This is a genomic window from Chloroflexia bacterium SDU3-3, from assembly GCA_009268125.1.
Lineage (GTDB): Bacteria > Chloroflexota > Chloroflexia > Chloroflexales > Roseiflexaceae > SDU3-3.
On record WBOU01000012.1, the window covers coordinates 17,786 to 38,773 of the forward strand.

The 20,988-nt window shown below is 69.2% G+C and carries 9 protein-coding genes; all 9 read left to right on the forward strand.

The window, feature by feature from the left end; genetic code table 11:
- The first annotated feature begins 96 nt into the window (after nucleotides 1-96).
- The 9 genes from F8S13_18690 to F8S13_18730 all read left to right on the forward strand — a co-directional run bounded on the left by F8S13_18690 (nucleotide 97) and on the right by F8S13_18730 (nucleotide 20,935).
- Entirely contained in the window at nucleotides 97-1,446 is a 1,350-nt protein-coding gene (locus F8S13_18690) for a glycosyltransferase family 1 protein (GenBank protein ID KAB8141435.1), read from the forward strand.
- Nucleotides 1,443-5,999 (forward strand): amino acid adenylation domain-containing protein, encoded by a 4,557-nt coding sequence (locus tag F8S13_18695; GenBank protein KAB8141436.1) that lies wholly within the window; start codon nucleotides 1,443-1,445, stop codon nucleotides 5,997-5,999. Before F8S13_18690 ends, F8S13_18695 begins: the two co-directional genes overlap by 4 nt.
- Nucleotides 6,000-6,013: 14 nt before the next feature.
- Complete coding sequence (locus F8S13_18700) at nucleotides 6,014-11,434, forward strand: amino acid adenylation domain-containing protein (protein KAB8141437.1); 5,421 nt, start codon at nucleotides 6,014-6,016, stop codon at nucleotides 11,432-11,434.
- Nucleotides 11,435-11,442: 8 nt separating this feature from the next.
- A complete protein-coding gene (locus F8S13_18705) occupies nucleotides 11,443-12,585 on the forward strand; it encodes a pyridoxal-phosphate dependent enzyme (GenBank protein ID KAB8141438.1) in 1,143 nt (380 codons plus the stop codon).
- A gap of 897 nt (nucleotides 12,586-13,482) precedes the next feature.
- Nucleotides 13,483-15,009, forward strand: coding sequence for a ComEC family competence protein (locus tag F8S13_18710; protein KAB8141439.1), 1,527 nt, complete (start codon nucleotides 13,483-13,485; stop codon nucleotides 15,007-15,009).
- 170 nt (nucleotides 15,010-15,179) lie between these two features.
- A complete protein-coding gene (locus tag F8S13_18715; GenBank protein KAB8141440.1) occupies nucleotides 15,180-15,386 on the forward strand; it encodes an HTH domain-containing protein in 207 nt (68 codons plus the stop codon).
- 42 nt (nucleotides 15,387-15,428) lie between these two features.
- Nucleotides 15,429-16,520, forward strand: a complete 1,092-nt coding sequence (locus F8S13_18720; protein KAB8141441.1) for a WYL domain-containing protein — start codon at nucleotides 15,429-15,431, stop codon at nucleotides 16,518-16,520.
- Nucleotides 16,521-16,523: 3 nt separating this feature from the next.
- Nucleotides 16,524-19,100, forward strand: coding sequence for a CRISPR-associated helicase Cas3' (gene cas3 / locus F8S13_18725; protein KAB8141442.1), 2,577 nt, complete (start codon nucleotides 16,524-16,526; stop codon nucleotides 19,098-19,100).
- 11 nt (nucleotides 19,101-19,111) lie between these two features.
- Nucleotides 19,112-20,935, forward strand: coding sequence for a hypothetical protein (locus F8S13_18730; GenBank protein ID KAB8141443.1), 1,824 nt, complete (start codon nucleotides 19,112-19,114; stop codon nucleotides 20,933-20,935).
- Nucleotides 20,936-20,988 lie beyond the last annotated feature (53 nt).

Below are 20,988 nucleotides of genomic sequence, written 5' to 3' on the forward strand. Positions count from 1 at the left end.
GGCATCGCGTTCCAGGCGCAGCACCATCCCAGGTCGCCGCTGGGGGCCACGCGCGCCCCGATCCGCACCGGCGACCAGCGTACTAGGAGAGTTCGCATGTCCAGGATGCTACTGGCGACCCACGGGACCAACGGCGACGTGCTGCCGTTTATCGCCCTCGGGGCCGCCCTCCGCGCACGCGGCCACGATGTCTCCCTCATGACCCACGCCCACTACCAGCGGCCCACGCTCGACGCCGGGCTAGCGTTTCTGCCACTGGATACCGCCGAGCAGTACGAGCGCCAGCTTGACGACTCGCACCTGCTGATGAACCCGCTGCACGACCCGCAGTCGCTGATCCGCTTCTACCAGCGCAACCGCCAGTTCGAGCAGATGCACGAGGAGTTCCAAGCCCTGCGCGCGCTCGTGGTGCCTGGCGACACGGTGATCGTGGCCCGCCACACCTCGGGGCTGGCCGCGCTGATGCTGGGCGAGGCCACCGGCGCACCGGTGGCCTGGGTGGCGCTCTCGCCCAGCCAGCTGATGACCCTGCCGGTGACCAGCTACATGTACGGCCAGGTGCTGTCCGGCGGCATCAACCAGCTGCGCCAGGGCCTGGGGCTGCCGCCGGTGCGCGACTGGCGGCGCTGGCTTGACTCGCCCCAGGTGCAGCTGGGCCTCTGGCCCGAGTGGTTTGCGCCGCCCGAGCCAGAGTGGCCGCGCTCGCTCGCGCCGGTGGGCTTTGTGCTGCACGATGCGGCGGAGGATGGCGAGCTGCCGCCTGAGCTGCGCGAGCTGCTGCAGCGCCACCCCCACCCGGTGCTGATCACGGGCGGCACGGGGCAGCTGCTGCACGCCGAGTTCTACCGCGCCGCCGTGGAGGCCTGCCACCGCGCCGGGCTGCGCGCCCTGCTGGTCACGCGTCACCGCGAGCTGGTGCCCAGCCCGCTGCCAATGAATATACACTGGTTTCCCGCCCTGCCCTTCCGCACCCTGATGCCACAGGTGGGCGCGGTGCTGCACCACGGCGGCATGGGCACGCTGGCCCGCGCCCTGTGGGCTGGCGCGCCCCAGCTGATCCTGGCCGATGGGGCCGACCGCCCCGACAACGCGGCGCGGCTGCACCGGCTGGGGCTGGCCCAGTGGGCCGCGCCCGAGCGCTGGTCCTCGCCCGCTGTGGTCGAGCAGCTGGCCAGCCTGGCCACGCCCGAGGCGCGGCAGCGCTGCGCCAGCTGGGCCAGCCAGATCGCGCCCGCCCAGTCGCTGGCCGCCGCCTGCGAGCACCTAGAGGCGCTGCTGCGCCCCGAGCAGCTGGCCAGGGGTGCGGCCCCGCTCACGCCAAACGACGACCCAGGGCTGCGCGATCGGCTGCGCGGCCTCACCGCCGCGCAGCGGCAGGCGCTGGCCACGCGGCTGCGCCAGGGCGCGGCTAGCGCCCAACCGACCCCCATAGAGGAGCAGCTATGAAGATTCTGCTGGCGCAAAATATGTTCTACGTGCCCGCCCACGGCGGCGCGGTGAAGGCTAATCGCCTGCTGATGGAGGCGCTGGCGGCTAGAGGCCACGAGTGCCGCGCGATCGTGACGATCTCCGGCGGCCAGGGCAGGCGCACCGTCGCCCAGTTTGTGGATGAGCTGGCCGCGCGCGGGATCGCGGCGGATGCGGTGGAGCAGGATGCGGTGCGCTTCCGCCTGATGGGCGTCGAGGTGCACGCGGTGCTGCAGATGGCGCAGCTTGGCCAGCGGATCGCCGCGCAGGGCCGCGAGTTTCAGCCCGATGTGGTGCTGGTGCCCACCGACGAGCCGGGCATGATCACGCTTGCGGCGGCGCTGGAGGCCTGCCCTGGCCGCGTGATCGTTCTGGCCCACACGGTGCAGCACCTGCCGTTTGGCCCGCGCTCGTTTTTGGCCAACGAGACCGGCACGGCGCTGCTGCGGCGCACAGCGGGGATCGTGGCGGCCAGCCGCGCCATCCGCGACGAGATCGCGCGCGGCAGCGGGATGGATGCGGCGGTGCTGCCCTTCCCGGCCTATGGTACTGGCCCCTTCCCCAACCTCGGCTCGTTTGGCGCGGGCTACGTCACGCTGATCAATCCCTGCGCCTACAAGGGCCTGCCGATCTTTCTGGGCCTGGCGCGGGCCATGCCCGATGTGCCGTTCGCCGCCGTGCCAACATGGGGCACCACGCAGGCCGATCTAGATGCGCTGGCGGAGCTGCCAAACGTGGCGGTCCTGCCGCCAGCGGATGCGATCGACGAGATCTTCGAGCAGACACGGGTGCTGCTGGTGCCCTCGCTGTGGGATGAGACCTTCGGCCTAGTGGTGGTGGAGGCCATGCTGCGCGGCATCCCGGTGCTGGCCAGCGATGTGGGCGGCCTGTCCGAGGCGGCGCTGGGCGTGGCTGGGCTGCTGCCGGTGCGCGCGATCGAGCGCTACCAGAGCGGTGTGGATCAGAAGCTGATGCCGCTGCCGGTGGTGCCCGAGCAGGATCTGGGGCCGTGGCAGGAGGCGCTGGGCTGTCTGCTGGCCGACCAGCGGGTGTATGAGCGGACAAGCGAACTTTCTCGTTCAGCCGCCGAACATTTCGTCTCCTCCATCGGCGTCGAGCCGTTCGAGCGCTACTTCCGCGAGCAGGTGCGCCACGCGCCCAGTGTGGATCAGCCGCCTAGCGCGGGCGACCAGAGCGATCTGCGCAGGCGCGTGGATGGCCTCTCGCCCGAGCGCCAGGCGCTGCTGGCCCGCATGCTGAAGCAGAAGGGCGGCGCGGCCCCGCGCGGGCCAGACATCCCGGCCCTGCCGCGCAGCGGCGAGCCGCAGCTCTTCCCGTGCTCGTCGGGCCAGAAGCGGCTCTGGCTCATCCAGCAGCTCGACCCCGAGGGTGTGGCCTACAACTCGGTGATCGCCTACCGCGTGGCGGGCGACCTAGATGTCGGCCTGCTCCAGCGCAGCTTCGACGCCATGATCTGCCGCCACGAGAGCCTGCGCACCACCTTTGTGGAGCGCGACGGCGAGCCGATGCAGCAGGTGAATGCGCCATGGCATATGCACATCCGCACATTCGACCTGCGCGCGCTGCCGCCCGCGCTGCGCGAGGCCGAGGCGGGCCGGATCGCCCGCGAGGTGAACAGCCAGCCCTACGCGCTGGCCGAAGGCCCGCTGACCCGCGCCGCCGTGTTCTCCCTGGCCGAGGCCGAGTGGGTGGTGATGTTTGGCATCCACCACATCGTGAGCGACGGCTGGTCGATGGGCACCTACCAGCGCGAGCTGTGCGAGATCTACAACGCCTACGCCGCCGGTCGCCCGCTGGCCCTGCCGCCGCTGGCGCTGCAGTGCGCCGATATCTCGGTGTGGCAGAACGAGCAGATGCGCAGCCCAGCCATGGAGCCGCACCTCGACTACTGGATGCGCAAGCTGGCAGCGCCCCTGCCCGTGCTGGAGCTGCCCACCGACCGACCGCAGCCCGCGTTTCCCACCCAGCGCGGTGCCTTCCAGCTGCACATGCTGCCGCCCGAGCTGGTGGATGCGGCCCAGCGCCTGAGTCGCCAGGAGGGCGCCACGCCCTTCATGACCTTCCTGGCCGTGTTCAAGCTGCTGCTGGCCCGCTACACCGGCCAGGAGGATCTGGTGGTGGGCACGGTGATGGCGAACCGCACCCACGCCGCGCTAGAGCCGGTGATCGCCTTCTTGGCCAACACGCTGGTGCTGCGCACCGATCTGAGCGGCCAGCCCAGCTTCCGCGAGCTGCTGGCCCGCGTGCGCACCATGGCCAGCGAGGCCTACCAGCATCAGGATGTGCTGTTCGCGCTGCTGGTGGAGAAGCTCAACCCGATGCGCGATATCAACCGCCAGCCCTTGTTTGACGTGACCTTTGGTTTTCATAATGTGCCGACGCAGGATTTCCGCCTGGATGGCATGGATGTGACCCCCTGGGCGGTGCCGATGGAGTCGAGCAGCATGCCGATCTCGTTTGACCTGACGATGACGCCCAACGGCGTGCAGGCGCAGATCGAGTACAGCACCGAGCTGTTCGACGGGGCGACGATCACGCGCCTGTTTGGCCACTACGTGACGCTGCTGGAGGCCGCGCTGGCCGACCCCGACCGCCCGATCGCCGACCTGCCCATGCTGACCGCCGCCGAGCAGGCCACGCTGCGCGGCTGGGCGGGCGAGGCCCCCCGGCTGGCCCCGCTGCCGGTGCACCGCCTGTTCGCGCAGCAGGCCGCCGAGCGACCCGATGCGCCCGCTGTGGCCAGCGGCGACGAGACGCTGAGCTACGCCGCGCTCGACCGCCAGTCGAACCAGCTCGCGCGGCTGCTCCAGCGGCGCGGCGTGGTGCCGGGGGCGCATGTGGGCATCTGCCTGGGCCGCAGCCCGCGCCTGCTGGTGGCGGTGCTGGCGGTGCTGAAGGCGGGCGGCGCGTATGTGCCGCTTGACCCCGAGCAGCCGCCCGAGCGGCTGGCCTTCCTGGCCCAGGATGCGGGGGCGGCCCTGGTGATCGTCGAGCGGGCCACGGCGGGCGCGCTGGCCCTGGCCTCGGCGCGGCTGCTGGGGCTGGATGAGCACGCCGCCGAGCTGGCGGGCCTGCCACCCACGGCGCTGGCCCACAGCGTCGCGCCCGAGGATGCCGCCTACATCATCTACACATCCGGCTCCACCGGCGCTCCCAAGGGCGTGGTGGTGACGCACGGCGGCCTGGCCAACGCCTACCAGGGCTGGGAGCAGGTCTTCCACCTGCGCGAGACCGCCAGTGCTCACCTGCAGATGGCCAGCGCCACCTTCGATGTGTTCACCGGCGACTGGGTGCGGGCGCTCTGCTCGGGGGCGCGGCTGGTGCTGTGCCCGCGCGACCTGCTGCTGGAGCCGCCGCGTCTCTACGCCTACATGCGCCGACACGGCATCGACTGCGCCGAGTTCGTGCCGGTGGTGCTGCGCGAGCTGATGCGCCACCTGCGCGACAGCGGCCAGCGGCTCGACCACATGCGGCTGCTGCTGGTCGGCTCGGATGCCTGGCTGGTGCGCGAGGCCCAGGAGCTGCGCGCGCTCTGCGGCCCCGAGACCCGCGTGGTGAACACCTACGGCCTGACCGAGGCCACGATCGACAGCACCTACTACGAGATCCCACCCTCGGCGGAGCCGACCGAGCGCATGGTGCCGATTGGGCGGCCCTTCCCCGGCACCCAGGTGTATGTGCTGGATGCGATGCTGCGGCCCCAGCCCGCCACGGTGCCCGGCGAGCTGTACGTGGGCGGCGCGGGTCTGGCGCGCGGCTACCTGGGCCGCCCCGACCTCACCGCCGAGCGCTTCATCGCCAGCCCGTTTGGCGCGGCCCCCGACGAGCGGCTGTACCGCACTGGCGACATGGCCCGCTTCCTGGGCGATGGCACGCTGGAGCTGCTGGGCCGCGCCGACCAGCAGGTGAAGCTGCGCGGCTACCGGATCGAGCTAGGCGAGATCGAGGCGGCGCTGCGCCAGCACCCCGACGTGGAGGAAGCGGTGGTGCTAGCCCGCGAGGATGTGCCCGGCGACCTGCGGCTGGTGGCCTACATCACCGCCGCCGCGCCGCCCGCCTGGGGCGAGCTGCGCGCCTTCCTGCGCTCGCGCCTGCCCGAGTACATGATGCCCGCCGCCTGCGTGGCGCTGGCGGCCCTGCCGGTGTCGGCCAACGGCAAGATCGATCGGCGCGCGCTGCCAGCGCCCGATCTCACGCCTCAGGATGCGGCGGAGACCTTTGTCGCGCCGCGCAGCCTAGCCGAGGAGACCGTGGCCGAGATCTGGGGCGAGGTGCTGGGGCGCGAGCAGGTGGGCGTGTACGATAACTTCTTCGCGTTTGGCGGGCACTCGCTGCTGGCCACGCGGCTGATCGTGCGCCTGCGCGACGCCTTCGAGCTGGATCTGCCGCTGCGCATGGTGTTCGAGATGCCCACGCCCGCCGAGCAGGCCGAGGCGATCGAGGGCATCCTGATGGCGGAAATTGGCGATATGGATGAGACCGAGGCCGAGCGGCTCGCAGCTTCTCTTTAAGGAAGGGACCCAACGTGTCACAGCAAGAACTCACCCATCGCGAGCTTTCGACCGCCAAACGGGCGCTGCTGGAGCAGCGCCTGCGCGGGCGCGGCACCCGCGCCCAGCCCGAGGCCATCGCGCCGCGCACTGGCGCTGGCCCCGCGCCGCTCTCGTTTGCCCAGCAGCGCCTGTGGTTCCTCGACCAGCTGATGCCCGGCAGCACCTCCTACCACATGCTAGAGGCGCTGCGCCTAGAGGGCGAGCTGAGCGTCCCCGCGCTGCAGCAGGCCATCGACGGCCTGATCGCCCGCCACGAGAGCCTGCGCACTAGCTTTGCCAGCGTGGATGGCGAGCCAGCCCAGGTGATCGCGCCCGCGCTCGCCCTGCCGCTGGAGCAGCACGCCGCCGCCAGCGAGGAGGAGGCGCGCGCCGTCGCGCTGGGCCTCACCAGCCGCCCCTTCGATCTGGCCAGCGGCCCGCTGCTGCGCGCCGCGCTGGTGCAGATCGCGCCGCAGCTGCACGTGCTGGTGCTGGTGCTGCACCACATCATCGCCGACGGCTGGTCGGTGACGCTGCTGCTGAACGAGTTGGCCGCGCTCTACGCGGCTGCGGCCCAGGGGCGGCCCGCCCCGCTCGCGCCGCCCGCGCTGCAGTATGCCGACTACGCGGCCTGGCAGCGCGGCTGGCTGGATGCCGAGCGCATGGCCGCGCAGCTGGGCTTCTGGCGCGGCCAGCTGGCAGGCGCACCGCCCCTGCTGACTCTACCGACCGACCGACCGCGCCCGCCGATGCAGCGCTTCCACGGCGCGGCCACCGATTTTGTCATCCCGCCCGCCGTGGGCGATGCGCTGCACGCCCTCACGCGCGCCGAGGGTGCGACGCCGTTCATGACCATGCTGGCGGCCTTTGGCCTGCTGCTCGCGCGCCACAGCGGCCAGACCGATGTCTGCATCGGCTCGCCCGTGGCTGGGCGGCAGCGCGCCGAGCTGGAGGGGATCGTCGGGCTGTTTTTGAACACGCTGGTGTTCCGGGTGCGGCTGGGCGAGAACCCCAGCTTCCGCGAGCTGCTGCGCCAGGTGCGCTCGACTGCGCTGGATGGCTACGGCAACCAGGATGTGCCCTTCGAGAAGCTGGTTGAGGAGCTGAAGCCCGAGCGCAACCTCAGCTACTCGCCGCTCTACCAGGCCATGCTCATTTTCATGAACACGCCCGAGGCCACGCTGGACATGCCGGGGCTGAAGGCTAGCTTTGTGGGTGTGGATGTTGGGTCGACCAAGTCGGATCTGTCGGCCTACTTCTACGATGGCGACCACGGCTTTGGCGGGACGCTGGTCTACAACACCGATCTGTTTGACGCCGCGACGGTCGAGTCGCTCAAGGGCCGCTTCCTCACGCTGCTGGCCGACATCGCCGCCCACCCCGACCGGCGGATCGCCGATCTGGCTCTGGTGCGGCCTGCCGAGCGCGAGCAGCTGCTGCATGCCTGGCAGGGCGATACCGTTCAGCCGCCTCAGGCGCAGGGGTTTCACCAGCTGGTGGAGGCCCAGGCCGCCCGCACGCCCGACGCGGTGGCCATCACCTACGGCGCGCAGCAGCTGACCTACCGCGAGCTGAACGAGCGCGCCAACCAGCTGGCCCACGCGCTCACCCGATTTGGCGTGGGGCCAGAGGTGCCGGTCGGCGTCTGCCTAGAGCGCTCGCCCGAGCTGCCGATCGCGCTGCTGGCGGTGCTGAAGGCGGGCGGAGCCTATGTGCCGCTCGACCCCAGCTACCCGACGGTGCGGCTGGCCTTCATGCTCGACCAGACCAAAGCGCCGCTGCTGCTGACGCGCGACGAGCTGCGCGCCCGCTTCCCCGGCTTCGCGGGCGAGGTGCTGGCGCTTGAATCGGGCGGGGCGCAGTTTGCCTCGCTGCCGCGCGAGAATCTGCCCGCGCGCACCATCCCCGATCAGCTGGCCTACATCGTGTTCACATCTGGCTCCACCGGCCAGCCCAAGGGCGTGATGAGCCTGCACCGTGGGGTGATCAACTACCTGGGCTTCCTGGCCCGCGCCTACGGCCTGAGCGCCGCCGACACCGTGCTGCAGGTCGCCTCTAGCTCGTTCGACGCCTCGGTGCGCGACATGATCGGGCCGCTGACGGTGGGCGCGCGCGTGGTGCTGGTGCCATCCGACGCCGCCCGCGAGCCTGCCGAGCTGCTGCGGGTGCTGCGCGACGAGCGCGTGAGCTGCGTGCTGAGCGTGGTGCCCACCATGCTGCGCGCCCTGGCCGAGGTGGGCGAGGGCGGCGCGCATCTGGATGCGCTGCGCCTGATGCTGGTGAGCGGCGAGCGCCTGCCGCTAGAGGACGGCGCGCGGGCCAGGCGGGTGTTTGGGCCGGGCCTGCAGGTGGTGAACCAGTACGGCCCCACCGAGTGCACCATGACATCCAGCTACTACCCGCTGCCCGCCGACGATGCCGCGCGCGGCACCGCGCTGGTCGGTCGGCCGATCGACAACGCCCGCATCTACATCCTGGATGCCCAGCGCCAGCTGGTGCCGCCCGGCGTGGTGGGTGAGGTCTACATCGGCGGGCCTGGGCTGGCGCGCGGCTACTTTGGCCGCCCCGACCTCACCGCCGAGCGCTTCGTGGCCGACCCGTTCGCGGGGGGAGAGCGGGCGCGCATGTACCGCACCGGCGACATGGCCCGCCACCGCGCCGACGGCAGCATCGAGTTTTTGGGCCGTGTTGACCACCAGATCAAGGTGCGCGGCATCCGCGTCGAGCCAGCCGAGATCGAGGCGGCGTTCAGCCGCCTGCCTGCGGTGCGCCAGGCTGTGGTGGTGGCCCGCGAGGACGGCGCGGGCAGCATGGGCCTGGTGGCCTATGTGGTGCCCAGCGGCCCGATGCCCAGCGCCCACGAGCTGCGCACGGCGCTCAAGGAGCACCTGCCCGAGGCCATGATCCCCTCGGCCTTTGTTGCGCTGGAGCAGATCCCGCTCACGCCCAACGGCAAGGTCGACCGCGCAGCGCTGCCCGCGCCCGCCGCGCCCAGCGCCAGCGCCAGCCCATCCAGCGCGCCCCGCACCTCCGTCGAGCAGCGCCTAGCCGAGATCTGGGCCGAGATCCTGGGCCTGCCCGCCGTTGGGATCGACGACAACTTCTTCGACCTGGGCGGCGAGTCGTTCAAGGCCATCCGCATGACCCACCGCTTCGGCCCGCCGCTGCGCGTGATCGACCTGTTCAAGTTCCCCACCATCCGTGGCCTGGCCGAGCACCTGGCGGCGGGCGCGCAGCCCGAGGGCGCGCTGCTGCACGAGCTGACCGCGCCGCAGGCCCAGCGCACGCTCTCGGTGGTGTGCATCCCCTACGGTGGCGGCAGCGCCATCAGCTACCAGCCGCTGGCCAAGGCTATGCCGCCGGGCTGCGCACTCTACGCCGTGGCCCTGCCCGGCCACGACGACGCCAGCGAGCCGCCGCTGCCGCTGGAGCAGGTGGCGCGCATGCTGGTGGATGAGATCAAGCGCAGCATCCAGGGCCCGGTGTCGCTCTACGGCCACTGCTCGGGCAGCGCGCTGGCGGTGGAGACCGCGCGGCTGCTGGAGGTCGAGGGCGTGGCGCTGCGGGCGGTCTACATCGGCGGGGCCTTCCCCAACCCGCGCCTGCCCGGCAAGGTCTCCGACTTCCTGGCCCGCACCGGGGTGATTGACCGGCTGTCGAGCGACCGCACCTTTAAGCTGTTCTTCCGCTCCATGGGCGGCTTCTCCGACGACCTCGACCCCGAGGAGGTGCGCCGCGTGGTGCGCAACCTGCGCCACGACTCGCGCGACGCCGAGGAGTACTTCACGCGCCGCCTGGCCCACGCCGACCACGCCCCATTGGCCGCGCCGATCGTGTGCGTAGTCGGCGAGCGCGACCCGCTGACCGAGTACTACCAGGAGCGCTTCCGCGAGTGGGAGCTGTTCAGCGGCCAGGTGCGGCTAGCCGTGCTGCCGCGCGCCGGGCACTACTTCATCAAGCACCGCGCCGCCGAGCTGGCCCGCATCGTCACGGGCGGCAGGCTCTCCGCGCCGCCCGCCGACGCCGCAGCGTGGCAGCCCGCGCCCCAGGCCAATCGCCAGCCCCGGCCCGGCATCGGCGTGTTCCTGCTGGTGGCGCTCGGCCAGCTCATCTCGCTCACCGGCTCGGCGCTCACCGGCTTCGCGCTGAGCGTGTGGGTCTACACCCAGACCGGCTCGGTCACGCTGTTCGCGCTGCTCTCGGTCTGCTCGGTGCTGCCTGGCCTGCTGCTCGCGCCGCTCTCGGGCGCGCTGATCGACCGCGTGGATCGGCGGCTGGCCATGCTGGTCTCCGATCTCGCGGCGGGCGTCGGCTCGCTCTCGCTGGCGGCGCTGCTCTGGTCGGGCCAGCTTCAGCTCTGGCATGTGTTCGCGTTCATGGCCTGGAATGCGGTCTGCTCCTCGTTCCAGCGCCCAGCCTACAGCTCGGCGGTGCCGCAGCTGGTGCCCAAGCGCTATCTGGTGCAGGCCAACAGCGTGGTGCAGATGGCCGACTCGGCGGGCCAGATGATCGCGCCCATGGTGGCCGCCGCGCTGGTGGTCACGGTCGGCCTGCCCGCTGTGATCCTGATCGATGTGGCCAGCTTTATCTTCGCCGTCACGCTGATGTTCTTCATCCGCTTCCCCAACTCCATGCCCTGGCGGCGGCGCGAGCCGCTGATGGTGGAGATCACGCGGGGCTGGCGCTATGTCACCAGCCGCTTCGGCTTCATGGCGCTGCTCATCCACGCGGCCATCTCCAACCTGCTGCTGGCGATCATGGGCGTGCTGATCACGCCGATGGTGCTGCACGGCGTCGGCGGCCCTGCCGATGTGGCGGTGGTCTCGATCGCGGGCAGCGCGGGCGCGCTGATCGGCGCGCTGTTTATGAGCCTGTGGGGCGGGCCGGACAAGCTGATGCGCGGCATCCTGGGTTTCTCGGTGGTGAATGGGGCCGTGATCGTGATCATGGGCCTTCAGCCGAGCACGCTGTTCGTGGCCGCTGGGATGTTCCTCTACACGCTGACTCTGGCGCTGGGCAACAGCTGCTACACCTCGCTCATCCAGGTGAAGGTGCCGCACTACCTGCACGGTCGCGTGTTCTCGATCAACCAGATGATCGCGTTCTCGACCATGCCGCTGGGCTTCCTGCTGGCCGGGCCGCTCTCCGACCGCGTGTTCGAGCCGCTGATGGCCCAGGGCGGCGCGCTGGCGGGCAGCCTGGGCGCGCTGATCGGCGCGGGGCCAGGGCGCGGCATGGCGCTGCTGATCATTATTATCGGTTTCCTAACTATCCTGATCACGCTGGTGGGCTATGCCTTCCGCCCGCTCTGGAACCTGGAGAGCGACATCCCCGATGCCCAGCCCGACGAGGCGCTGGCCCATGATTCGCTGGATCTGCCCCCGGTTGGGCAGCCGCTGCCATCGCAGGCATGAGGTGATCGATGACGATTTCATGTTCGGTTGAGCGGGGCGGGCGTGCGACCCACGCCCCGTCCCGCCTGGTGTGCGGGCTGTGCGAGCAGCCCGCCGATCCACTGGCATGGCGCTGCGCCGCGTGCGGCGGCCCGCTGGAGCTTGCCAGCACTCCCCATTTTTCCGCCGACGCGCTGCGCCAGGATGGCGGCCTGTGGCGCTACGGCGCGATGCTGCCAGCCTCGCGCCGCGTCTCGCTCGGCGAGGGCGGCACGCCGCTGATCGCGGCCAGCCTGCGCGGCACGGGCTTCCTGGCCAAGCTGGAGTTCCTCGCGCCGACCGCATCGTACAAAGATCGCGGCACCGCTGTGCTGCTCAGCCACCTGCTGGGCCAGGGCGTGCGGGCCGTGGTCGAGGACTCATCCGGCAACGCCGGGGCCTCGCTGGCAGCCTACGCGGCGGCGGCGGGCCTGCAGTCCCGGGTGTATGTGCCCGCCCATGCCTCGGATGCCAAACGGCGGCAGATCGCCTGCTTCGGGGCCGAGCTGCGCCGCGTCGAGGGGCCGCGCTCGGCCACCACCGCCGCCTGCGAGCAGGCAGCCGACGCCGAGCGGCTGGTCTACGCCAGCCACGCCTGGAGCCCCTTCTGCATCGCGGGGCATATGACCTGCGCCTGGGAGATCTGGGAGCAGCTGGGGCGGCGCGCGCCCGACGCGCTGGTCTGCCCGGTGGGCCAGGGCAACCTGTTCCTGGGCCTCGCGCGGGGCTTTGCGGCGCTGCGTCAGGCCGGGCTGATCGCGCGGCTGCCGCGCATGTACGCCGCCCAGGCCGCCGCCTGCGCGCCGCTGGCCCAGGCCTGGGCGGCGGGCCGCGAGCAGCCCCGCCCCGCCGAGGAGCAGGCCACCATCGCCGAGGGCATCCGCATCGCCGCGCCCATCCGTGGCCGCGAGGTGCTGCGCGCCATCCGCGCCACCGGCGGCGCGGCCCTGGCTCTGCCCGAGGCCGAGATCGCCGCCGCCCAGGCCGACCTCCAGCGCAGCGGCCTGCTGGTCGAGCCGACCAGCGCGGTGGCCGCCGCCGCCCTGCCCGCCGTGCGCGAGCTGCTGGGCGCAGCGGCCACGCTAGTCGTGCCGCTCACCGGCAGCGGCCTGAAGTCCATGTCGGGGGGGTAGGGGAGAACCGTTTACCACGAAGACGCGAAGGCACGAAGGGGATAAAAGAGATCCATACCACAGAGACGCGAAGATACGAAGGGATGCAGAAGGACAAGGCAAAATCATCATTCCATCCGGCCCGTATGGCGAAGGTGTCGCTTGATGGCCATATGCATGAACACCAGCCGCCAGGAAACGGCATAGGAACGCCGAATATTGGGGGATCGAAGGGGGGACACCCTCAGCAGGTGCCATCTTTTGAGTAGGTCATTGGGAAGCGGCAAAACGTATCATCCGGTGTGCTAAGCCATGGACAACACGTGAGATCGGGAATCGTACCCACCCTTCCCATGCGGCGAAGGTGTTACTCGTGCTAGCTGGCCATATGTACGAACACCAGCTGTCAGCGATCAGCACAGGAATGCCTCAAATTGGGGGATCGAAGGGGGTGTAACCCCCTCGCGGGGTTCCGAGGGGCTGGCCCCTAGGCGCCGCCCGCGCAGGGCATCCACCCACTCTCCAAGAACGATTATCATCTTGATGGTAGCAGTACGGTCGGCCCGACTTACCAGGAAACGGCACAGGCATGCCGAACATTGGGGGATTGAAGGGGAGTGCATGCCCTGCGCAGGGTATGTACCCTTGATCGCGGCAGTACGATCGGCCCGACGCAGCCCAGCGCCTTGCCCCCAGGCAACGCTCCCCAAAAAAGTGCCATATGTGAGGGCTGGCCCCGAGGGGCCAGCCGTGCCGGGCATGCACCACTAGACAAGTAGCATCGCCCCGATGTGATGATACCACTTGTCAGAAAAGAGCTTTTATTTTGAAAAAGCAGCGATACGCCCGCGTAACGCACTCCTGACGATAGCGGTCTATTGGCGTATTGGCAAAACCGCTACTGTTAGGAGATGCGCCATGCGACTGATCACCCTCTCGCTAGCCTGGCTGATCGGCATCGTGATTGCCGACCTGCTGCATCTTCCGCTGCCGCCGCTCCTGGCGGCGGCGGCTTTATGTGGCCTGGGTGCTGCGATCGCGGGCCGAGCGCCCCGGCTGCGTCTGGCGCTGCTGGCGCTGTGCTGCGCGGCGCTCGGCGGCGCTCGGCTGGCCTCGGCCCAGGTGCAGCCCACGCCCCAGAGCATCTGGCTGCGCAACGGCGCGGGCGAGCTTTCCATCCAGGGCGTTGTAGCCGAAGACCCCAAGCGCACCGACGACGGCCAGAGCGTGCTGGTGCAGGCCGAGATGGTAGCCCTGGGCGGGCGGCGCTCCCCTGCTCAGGGGCTGGTGCTGGTGAAGCTGCCCGCCTACCCCGAGCGCCGCTACGGCGACGTGCTGCTGCTCACCGGCACGCTCAAGACGCCCAACGGCCCCAAGCGCCCCGGCGACTTCGACTACCGCGACTACCTGGCCCGCCGCCAGATCTTCTCGCTGATGGATGCCACCCAGGTGCGCGCGCTCGGGCAGCGCCCGCCCAACGCGCTGCTGGCCGCCCTGCTCGGCCTGCGCGACGCCGCCCGCCGCACCCTGCTGCGCGAGCTGCCCGAGCCGCAGTCGTCGCTGGCGGTGGGCATCCTGCTCGGCATCCAGTCCTCCATCCCCGAGGATGTCTACGAGAGCTTCTCGCTCACCGGCACGAGCCACATACTTGTCATAAGCGGATGGAATATCAGCATCATCGGTGCGGCGCTCTACGCCCTGGCCGAGCGCATGCGGCTCTCGAAGCGCGCGGCGTTCTGGGCCATCCTCACCACGATCTGGCTGTACACCGCGTTTGTCGGCCTCACGCCCACGGTCATCCGCGCGGCGGTGATGGGCAGCATCGTGGTGCTGGGTCAGCGGCTGGAGCGCCCCGCCCACGCCTGGACCACGCTGGCCGCCGCGTGCGCCGCCATGGCGCTGTGGAACCCGCAGGTGCTGTGGGACATGGGCTTCCAGCTGAGCGCGCTGGCCACGGCCTCTCTGTTCGCGTTCGGCAAGGGCACCGAGGCGCTGCTCAACCGCACCTTCCTGCGCGCCGACTGGCTGGGCTGGGCGCGCGAGGCGCTCACCGCTACGCTGGCCGCGCAGATCCTGGCCCTGCCGCTTATCCTCTACGCGTTTGGCAACCTCAGCATCGTCGCGCCGCTGGCCAACGTGGTGCTGTTGCCGGTGGTGCCCTACGCCATGCTGTTCGGCGCGCTGGCTCTGGTGGCCGGGCTGGTCTGGCTGCCGCTGGGCCAGCTGGCGGCGCTGCCCGCCTACCTCTTCCTGGCCTGGCTCACCGAGGGCGCGCGCCTGTTCGCGGCGCTGCCCTACGCCGCCGTGCTGGTGCCGCCCTTCCCGCTGTGGGCGCTGCTGGCCTACTACGCGGCGGTGCTGGGCCTGCGCTTCGGCCCCTGGCCCTGGCGCGCGCCCGAGGCCGCGCCGCTGCACCTGGGCGACACCGCCAGCCCGATCTCCTAACGAGCAGACTGTGCTATGATATGCCTGCTCTCACACTGACTTGCAGTCGCAGGCGCGCCATGCTTCGCAGCCAATTTTCCGCCGCCACGATCCTTTGGCGTTGCGGTACATGCAACACGCACCCCCCAGACTAGCCACAACGTATCCGTGGTTCGTCTAGGGGGTGTTTCATGTTTGGCAGCAAGCAGGCAAAGCAGGCGCGCCTTGAGCGCGAGGTCGAGATCATCCGCGCCGCCTACGAGCTGACCGTCGCCGAGCTGGCCGAGCGCATCGGCGTGCCGCGCAAGACCGTCTACAGCGATCTGGTGGATCTGCATGATCGCGGGGTCATTCTGCAAGAAGCCGAGGGGAAGGTCAGCATGTACGAGCCGTATTAGCCAACGAGTTTTTTTGGTTGTTACCATTTTTCGCACGATGTCATGCTATGCTCAGGGCATCGCCACGCACGAGGAATTGCCATGAATCGCACCTTCGCCCGCTCCGAGCGCTATCTGCAGATCGAGAAGCTGTTGCTCGCCACCAAAGTGCCGCTCTCGCAGGCCGAGATCGCCCGCCGCTGCGGGGTCAGCCCCGCGACGATCTCGCGGATGGTGCAGAGCCTGGCCGACACCGATCTGCCGCTGCGCGTGGATGAGCACGGCTGGCTCTACCTTGAGCGCACGGCGTACATCAGCACGCTGCGCCTGCGGCTGCACGAGGCGATGTCGCTCTTCCTGGCCGGGCGGCTGCTGGCTCGCTACAGCGATAGGCCCAACGCGCATACGGTCGAGGCGCTGGAAAAGCTGGGTCTCTCGCTGCAGGGGGTGATGCCGCACCTCGGCGGGCATATGGTGGCGACGGCGGCGGCGCTGCGCCAGCGCCTGCCCAGGCAGGCCAGCGAGCACCAGCGGGCGCTGGAAAAGCTGACTGAGGCCTGGGCCAACGGGGTGAAGGTGCAGATCTGGTATCGCCCGCTCCACGCCGCGCGGGCCTACCAGCACACCTTCGCGCCCTATTTCCTGGAGCCGTCGGCCATCGGCCACAGCACCTATGTGATCGGCATGGCCGAGCCGCCAGGCAAGCTGCGCACCCGCAAGCTAGAGCGCATCGAGCGGGTGCTGGTGACTGATGAGCCGTTCGACCTGCCCGCCGACTTCGACCCGCAGGCGCTGCTGGCCGGGGCCTGGGGCATCTGGTTTGATGAGGGCGATAAGCCCACGGCGGTGACGCTACGTTTTGCCGACCCGATGGCGGTGCGGCGGGTAGAGGAGACGATCTGGCACCCATCCGAGCGCAAGGAGCGCGACGCGGCTGGCCGCCTGATCTGGCGGGCCGAAGTGGATGAGCTGCAGGAGATGCTGCCCTGGATTCGTGGCTGGGGGGCCGCCTGCGAGGTGATCGAGCCGCGCGGCCTGCGCGAGCAGCAGATCGGCGAGCTGCGGCGGCAGATGCGGATGTATGGCCTGGATCGGCCCGCAGCCGATGGGGATGGGCCAGACCTTGATCTGTTGGGATCGCTGTTTGGAGGGTAGACGATGAACGTTGGAAACGGCCTTGCGCTGCGTCCATTTCAGCAGCGCGTGTTCGAGGCGGTCTGGCGGGGTGAGCGGGTCATCCTTCAGGCCCCGACCGGGGCGGGCAAAACGCGGGCGGCGCTGAACCCCTTTGTGCAGCATCTGGCGGAACATGTGGGCGGCGGGCCAGAGACGCCGCTGCGCATGCCGCTGACCTGCCGCTACGCGGTGCCGCTGCGGGTGCTGGCCAGCCAGTTTTTTGGCGAGTTCGGCTCGCTGGGCGATGCTATCGATCGCCACTGGTCGACGCGGACGAAGGATATCTACCAGACCTTTGGCCAGCAGCTGGTGCAGGTGCAGACCGGCGAGCAGCCGATGGACAGCCAGCTTGAGTCGGCGCTGACCTTCTGCACCATCGACCAGCTGCTGGCCAGCTTCCTCGGCATCCCCTACGGTATAGGGGGGCGGCGGGCCAACCTAAATGTGGGCGCGGTGATCGGCTCGTATCTGGTGCTCGACGAGTTCCACCTCTACCCGCTTGCCCGCGATGGCAAGGGCGCGTGGGGTGCGCGCACCACCGCGCTGCAGATGCTGCAGATGCTCAACGGCCAGGGGAAAAAGCTCACGCCGTTTGTGCTGATGACCGCCACCTTCTCCTCGCAGCTGATCGGGCAGCTGGCGCAGCTGCTGGATGCGACGGTGATATCGGTGGATTCCGCGCCATCGCCCGACGGTGGCCCGAGCGAGCTGGATGCGCTGAATGCCGGGCGCACGCGCCATGTCACTGTTCACGATAGCCCGATGGATGTGCGCTCCATCCTCGATACCCACCAGGGCTGCTCGCTGGTGGTCTGCAACACCGTGCTGCGCGCCCAGCAGGTGTTTGTGGCTCTGCGCGAGGCGCTGGAGGGCAGCCCTACCAGGGTGCTGCTGCTGCACAGCCGCTTTACCGATGATGATCGGCAGCGCAAGCAGGCCGAGCTTGAGCAGCGCCTTGGGAAACAAGCGTGGGATGGCGACATCTACCTGGGCGAGGATGTGATCGTAGTTGGCACGCAGGTGGTCGAGGTTGGCCTCGACATCTCGGTGCGCACGCTGCACAGCGAGGCTGCGCCCGCCAACAGCATCATCCAGCGGGCCGGGCGCTGCGCCCGCTTCGCCCAGCAGCGCGGCCAGGTCCACATCTACCCCGTGCCACCCAACGACGATGGCAAGACCAGCTACCGCCCCTACGACGAGGCCAAGACGCTGGCCACCAGCGTCGCATTCGACCGCCTGCGCGGGCAGCACGTGGGCTTTGCCCAAGAGCAGGAGGTGATCGACGCGGTGCATAGCGAGGAGGATGCCGCCCTGCTCGATACCTTCCGCCGCCAGCAGCCGCTCATCCGCGAGAAGATGTACCGCGGCTGGGCATTCGCCGAGCGTGCAATCGCTACCACGCTCATCCGCGATGTCCAGCAGGTCTCGCTGCTTATCCACCCCGACCCCAACGCTGCTATCACCGAGCGCCCGTGGGACTGGCAGAGCTTCTCGCTCGCCCCGGGGCAGCTGATCGGGCGTTGGGATCGCCTGCACGAGGCGGCGTCCCAGCGGCGCGGCTTCGGCGACGACGGCCCGATCATGTGGGCCGCGCAGATCGAGGAGCCGCCGACCGACGCGGGTGAGCGCGTGCCGCCGCGCTATCGCTGGGAGCCGGTGGCCACCCGTGAGGGAATTGCCAGCGCGCTGATGCTCACCCTCTCGCCCGATATCGCCAGCTACTCGTCCGACATCGGTTTGGTGCTGCGCGATGGCGCGCTGGATACGCACTGGCCGACCCAGCCGTTTGCCAGCAGCAAAGTGCAGGGCCAGGCTACGCGCCAGATCTACGGCGGGTACGACCAAGAGTCCTACGCCGAGCATATCGGCGGGCTGCTGCGGGCCTACCGCGAGTCGCGGCTGGCCGATGATGCGCGCTACATCGCACGGCGGCTGGAGCAGGCGGCTGGTCTAGCCGATGGCGCGGTGGACTGGGCCATCCGCCTAGCCATCGCCTGCCACGACATCGGCAAGCTGGGCCAGGGCTGGCAGGGCTGGGCGCAGGGCTGGCAGGCTACACTGGTTTCCACCTTCCCGGCTAAGGCCGAGGCCTACCAGCCGCGCAAGGCCCCCTTCGCCCACACCGATAGTGAGCCGCACCACCGCGACCTGGAGCGCGCCTTCACGCGGAAGACGCCGCGCCCCCACCACGCCTGCGAGAGCGCGGCGCTGGCGGCAAACCTAATCTTCGAGTCGCTCGGCAATGACTCGCTGGCCCGCGCCACGGTGGCGGCGATCGCGCGGCATCATAGCGCGGCATCGCAGCGCTACGAGCCGATCCAGCTCATCCCCGATGCGCGCCGCTATGTGGCCGAGATGCTCGATGTGGCCCGCCAGGGGACGGCGTGGCCCTACGATATCCAGGAGCTTGATCTGGCGATTGACCACGGCACGGATCTGGACGCCGAATCTATGACCCTGCCGCGCGACCAGCCCGGGCTTGAGCTGGAGATGTGGCTGTACTACGTGATCGTTCGCGCGCTCCGGCTGGCGGATGGGCGGTCGTTCGCGTTTCAGTAGAGGGATTACCTATGCCCTATTCCTACTATGTGGACAAGCGGATCGGCACATCGGCGGACACGCTGCTGGCGGTCGGGTTTGCGACGCTGGTGCAGAAGGTGTTGGCGGCGGCGGGCGGCCAGAGCGATGCGGTCGAGCTGCACGACCGTGGCCACTGCTATGAGGTGACCGCACCTGCGCCGATCAGCGATGAGGATCTGGCGCAGATCGAGGTGCTACCCTTTATCGAGCACCTTGACACACCCTCGCAGGAGAAGGCGCTGGGCGCGCACTATGGCCAGGGGTTCGACTACGAACGCGAGCGCCAGATCCGCGACGCCTACCGCGAGAAGCGTAAGGAGCTGCCGCCCCAGGCCCGCTCGGTCGATGCCTACTTCAACAACGACCCCGCGCTGGCGCTGCTGGAGCAGGCCGTGCCGCCGCCCGACACGCGCTTTCCGCTCTACCTGGTGATCAACCAGATGAAGGTCGCATCATCCTTCAACGAGCCGGTCACGCGCTGGCTGGAGCTGCCGCCGCCGCTGCTGCGCGCTCACATCCGCCTGCTCCTTGACCTGTTCGCGCAGACGCCCAACCCGGTGGAGGCGGCTGAGTCTGAATGGAAGCGGCTGGCCAAGCAGCACGATCTGGGCAAGGGCGAGATGACCATGCTCCAGGTGATCAACCCGACCACCGGCAAGGGGGCCAACCGCACGAAGGCCAACGCGCTCTCGATTGGCGGGCTGGATGCCTTCTGGCTGCTGGAGCTGCTCAAGTTTGCCGGGTTCTTCGCCCTGGCCCACCCGCAGACCATCAGCGACTCAAAGGATCGCAAGACCTATGTGCTGCGCCCGCGCACCATCCAGCTCTCGCTGCTCGATCAATTGATCCGCACGTTCCGCCGCGTGCTCTGGTCGAATACCCCGGCCAAGATGGACGTGATGGCCGTGCTGCAGATGACGCGGGTGCTGGTCGAGCACGAGCGTGCCGCGCTGCTGAAGGATGCGGGCGGGCTGCTGCGCAGGCGGGCGGTGCGCCCCTCCGAGCGCATCCAGGGCTTTGATGTAACCTTCTACAAGGACATGGGCAGCGCCTATGCGGTGATGAACACTTCCACGCTCAACTTGCCCGAGTGGGTGCCGCCCGTAACTAGCGTGGCCGAGGCCGACCGTATTTTGGTGGTATTGAAGGAACATATAAATGTTATCCGTACCATCCAAGCCAAAAAAGGCGAGGAGCGCACCGAGGAGTACGAGCTGCTGCGTCGCTACCGCGATTTTCTCTCGGGCCGCGATATCGAGCCATTTCTGGATTTCGCCGCGAAGTTCGCCCCCTACCTTAGCCACAAGATCGAGCGTAACGAACCGTGTAATCGTTTTTTGGTACAGACCTTAAAGGAGCTGATCGCTATGAGCAAGCAGGACTTTGTTCGCGTGGTTGAAGATCCGGGCTTCCAGCATATTGCCGACGCCATTCGTAGCTCGACGGTGAGCCTGCAGTATGCCAAGGGCATGAAGCAGCCGGTCCAGTTTGACATCCGCTACGGCTTGGCCCACGACCTGGTGCGTAGCGCCAACGACGCCGACGGCTTTGTGCTGGCGCTGAGTGATTTCGTAGCCCGCTACAACAACGAAGCGGCCCAGACTTTCGAGACCAGCAAGAGCAAAATCCGCCGTCGCCGAATCACTGAAAACGACCTAGCCGCCGTGGTGCGCCTGCTGGGCGAGGGCTACCGCCCCAAGACCCTGGCCCAGCTGCTGGTGGCCTTTGGCTCGGCCAAGTCCAGCGAGGAGCCGACCGAACCCAAGGGCGCGCCCGAGGCCGTTGAGGCCGCGCAGGATGAGGCTGGCGAGTAAGTTCAATCTGTTGAGATCTAGCCGATAGAATCAATAAAGAAAGCTAAAGGAGC

Bases quoted from the DNA above. Each gene is read 5' to 3' on its own strand.
- F8S13_18730 (KAB8141443.1), top strand. From the start codon at position 19,112: ATGCCCTATTCCTACTATGTGGACAAGCGGATCGGCACATCGGCGGAC.
- F8S13_18710 (KAB8141439.1), top strand. From the start codon at position 13,483: ATGCGACTGATCACCCTCTCGCTAGCCTGGCTGATCGGCATCGTGATT.
- F8S13_18715 (KAB8141440.1), top strand. From the start codon at position 15,180: ATGTTTGGCAGCAAGCAGGCAAAGCAGGCGCGCCTTGAGCGCGAGGTC.
- F8S13_18705 (KAB8141438.1), top strand. From the start codon at position 11,443: ATGACGATTTCATGTTCGGTTGAGCGGGGCGGGCGTGCGACCCACGCC.
- F8S13_18695 (KAB8141436.1), top strand. From the start codon at position 1,443: ATGAAGATTCTGCTGGCGCAAAATATGTTCTACGTGCCCGCCCACGGC.
- cas3 (KAB8141442.1), top strand. From the start codon at position 16,524: ATGAACGTTGGAAACGGCCTTGCGCTGCGTCCATTTCAGCAGCGCGTG.
- F8S13_18720 (KAB8141441.1), top strand. From the start codon at position 15,429: ATGCTATGCTCAGGGCATCGCCACGCACGAGGAATTGCCATGAATCGC.
- F8S13_18690 (KAB8141435.1), top strand. From the start codon at position 97: ATGTCCAGGATGCTACTGGCGACCCACGGGACCAACGGCGACGTGCTG.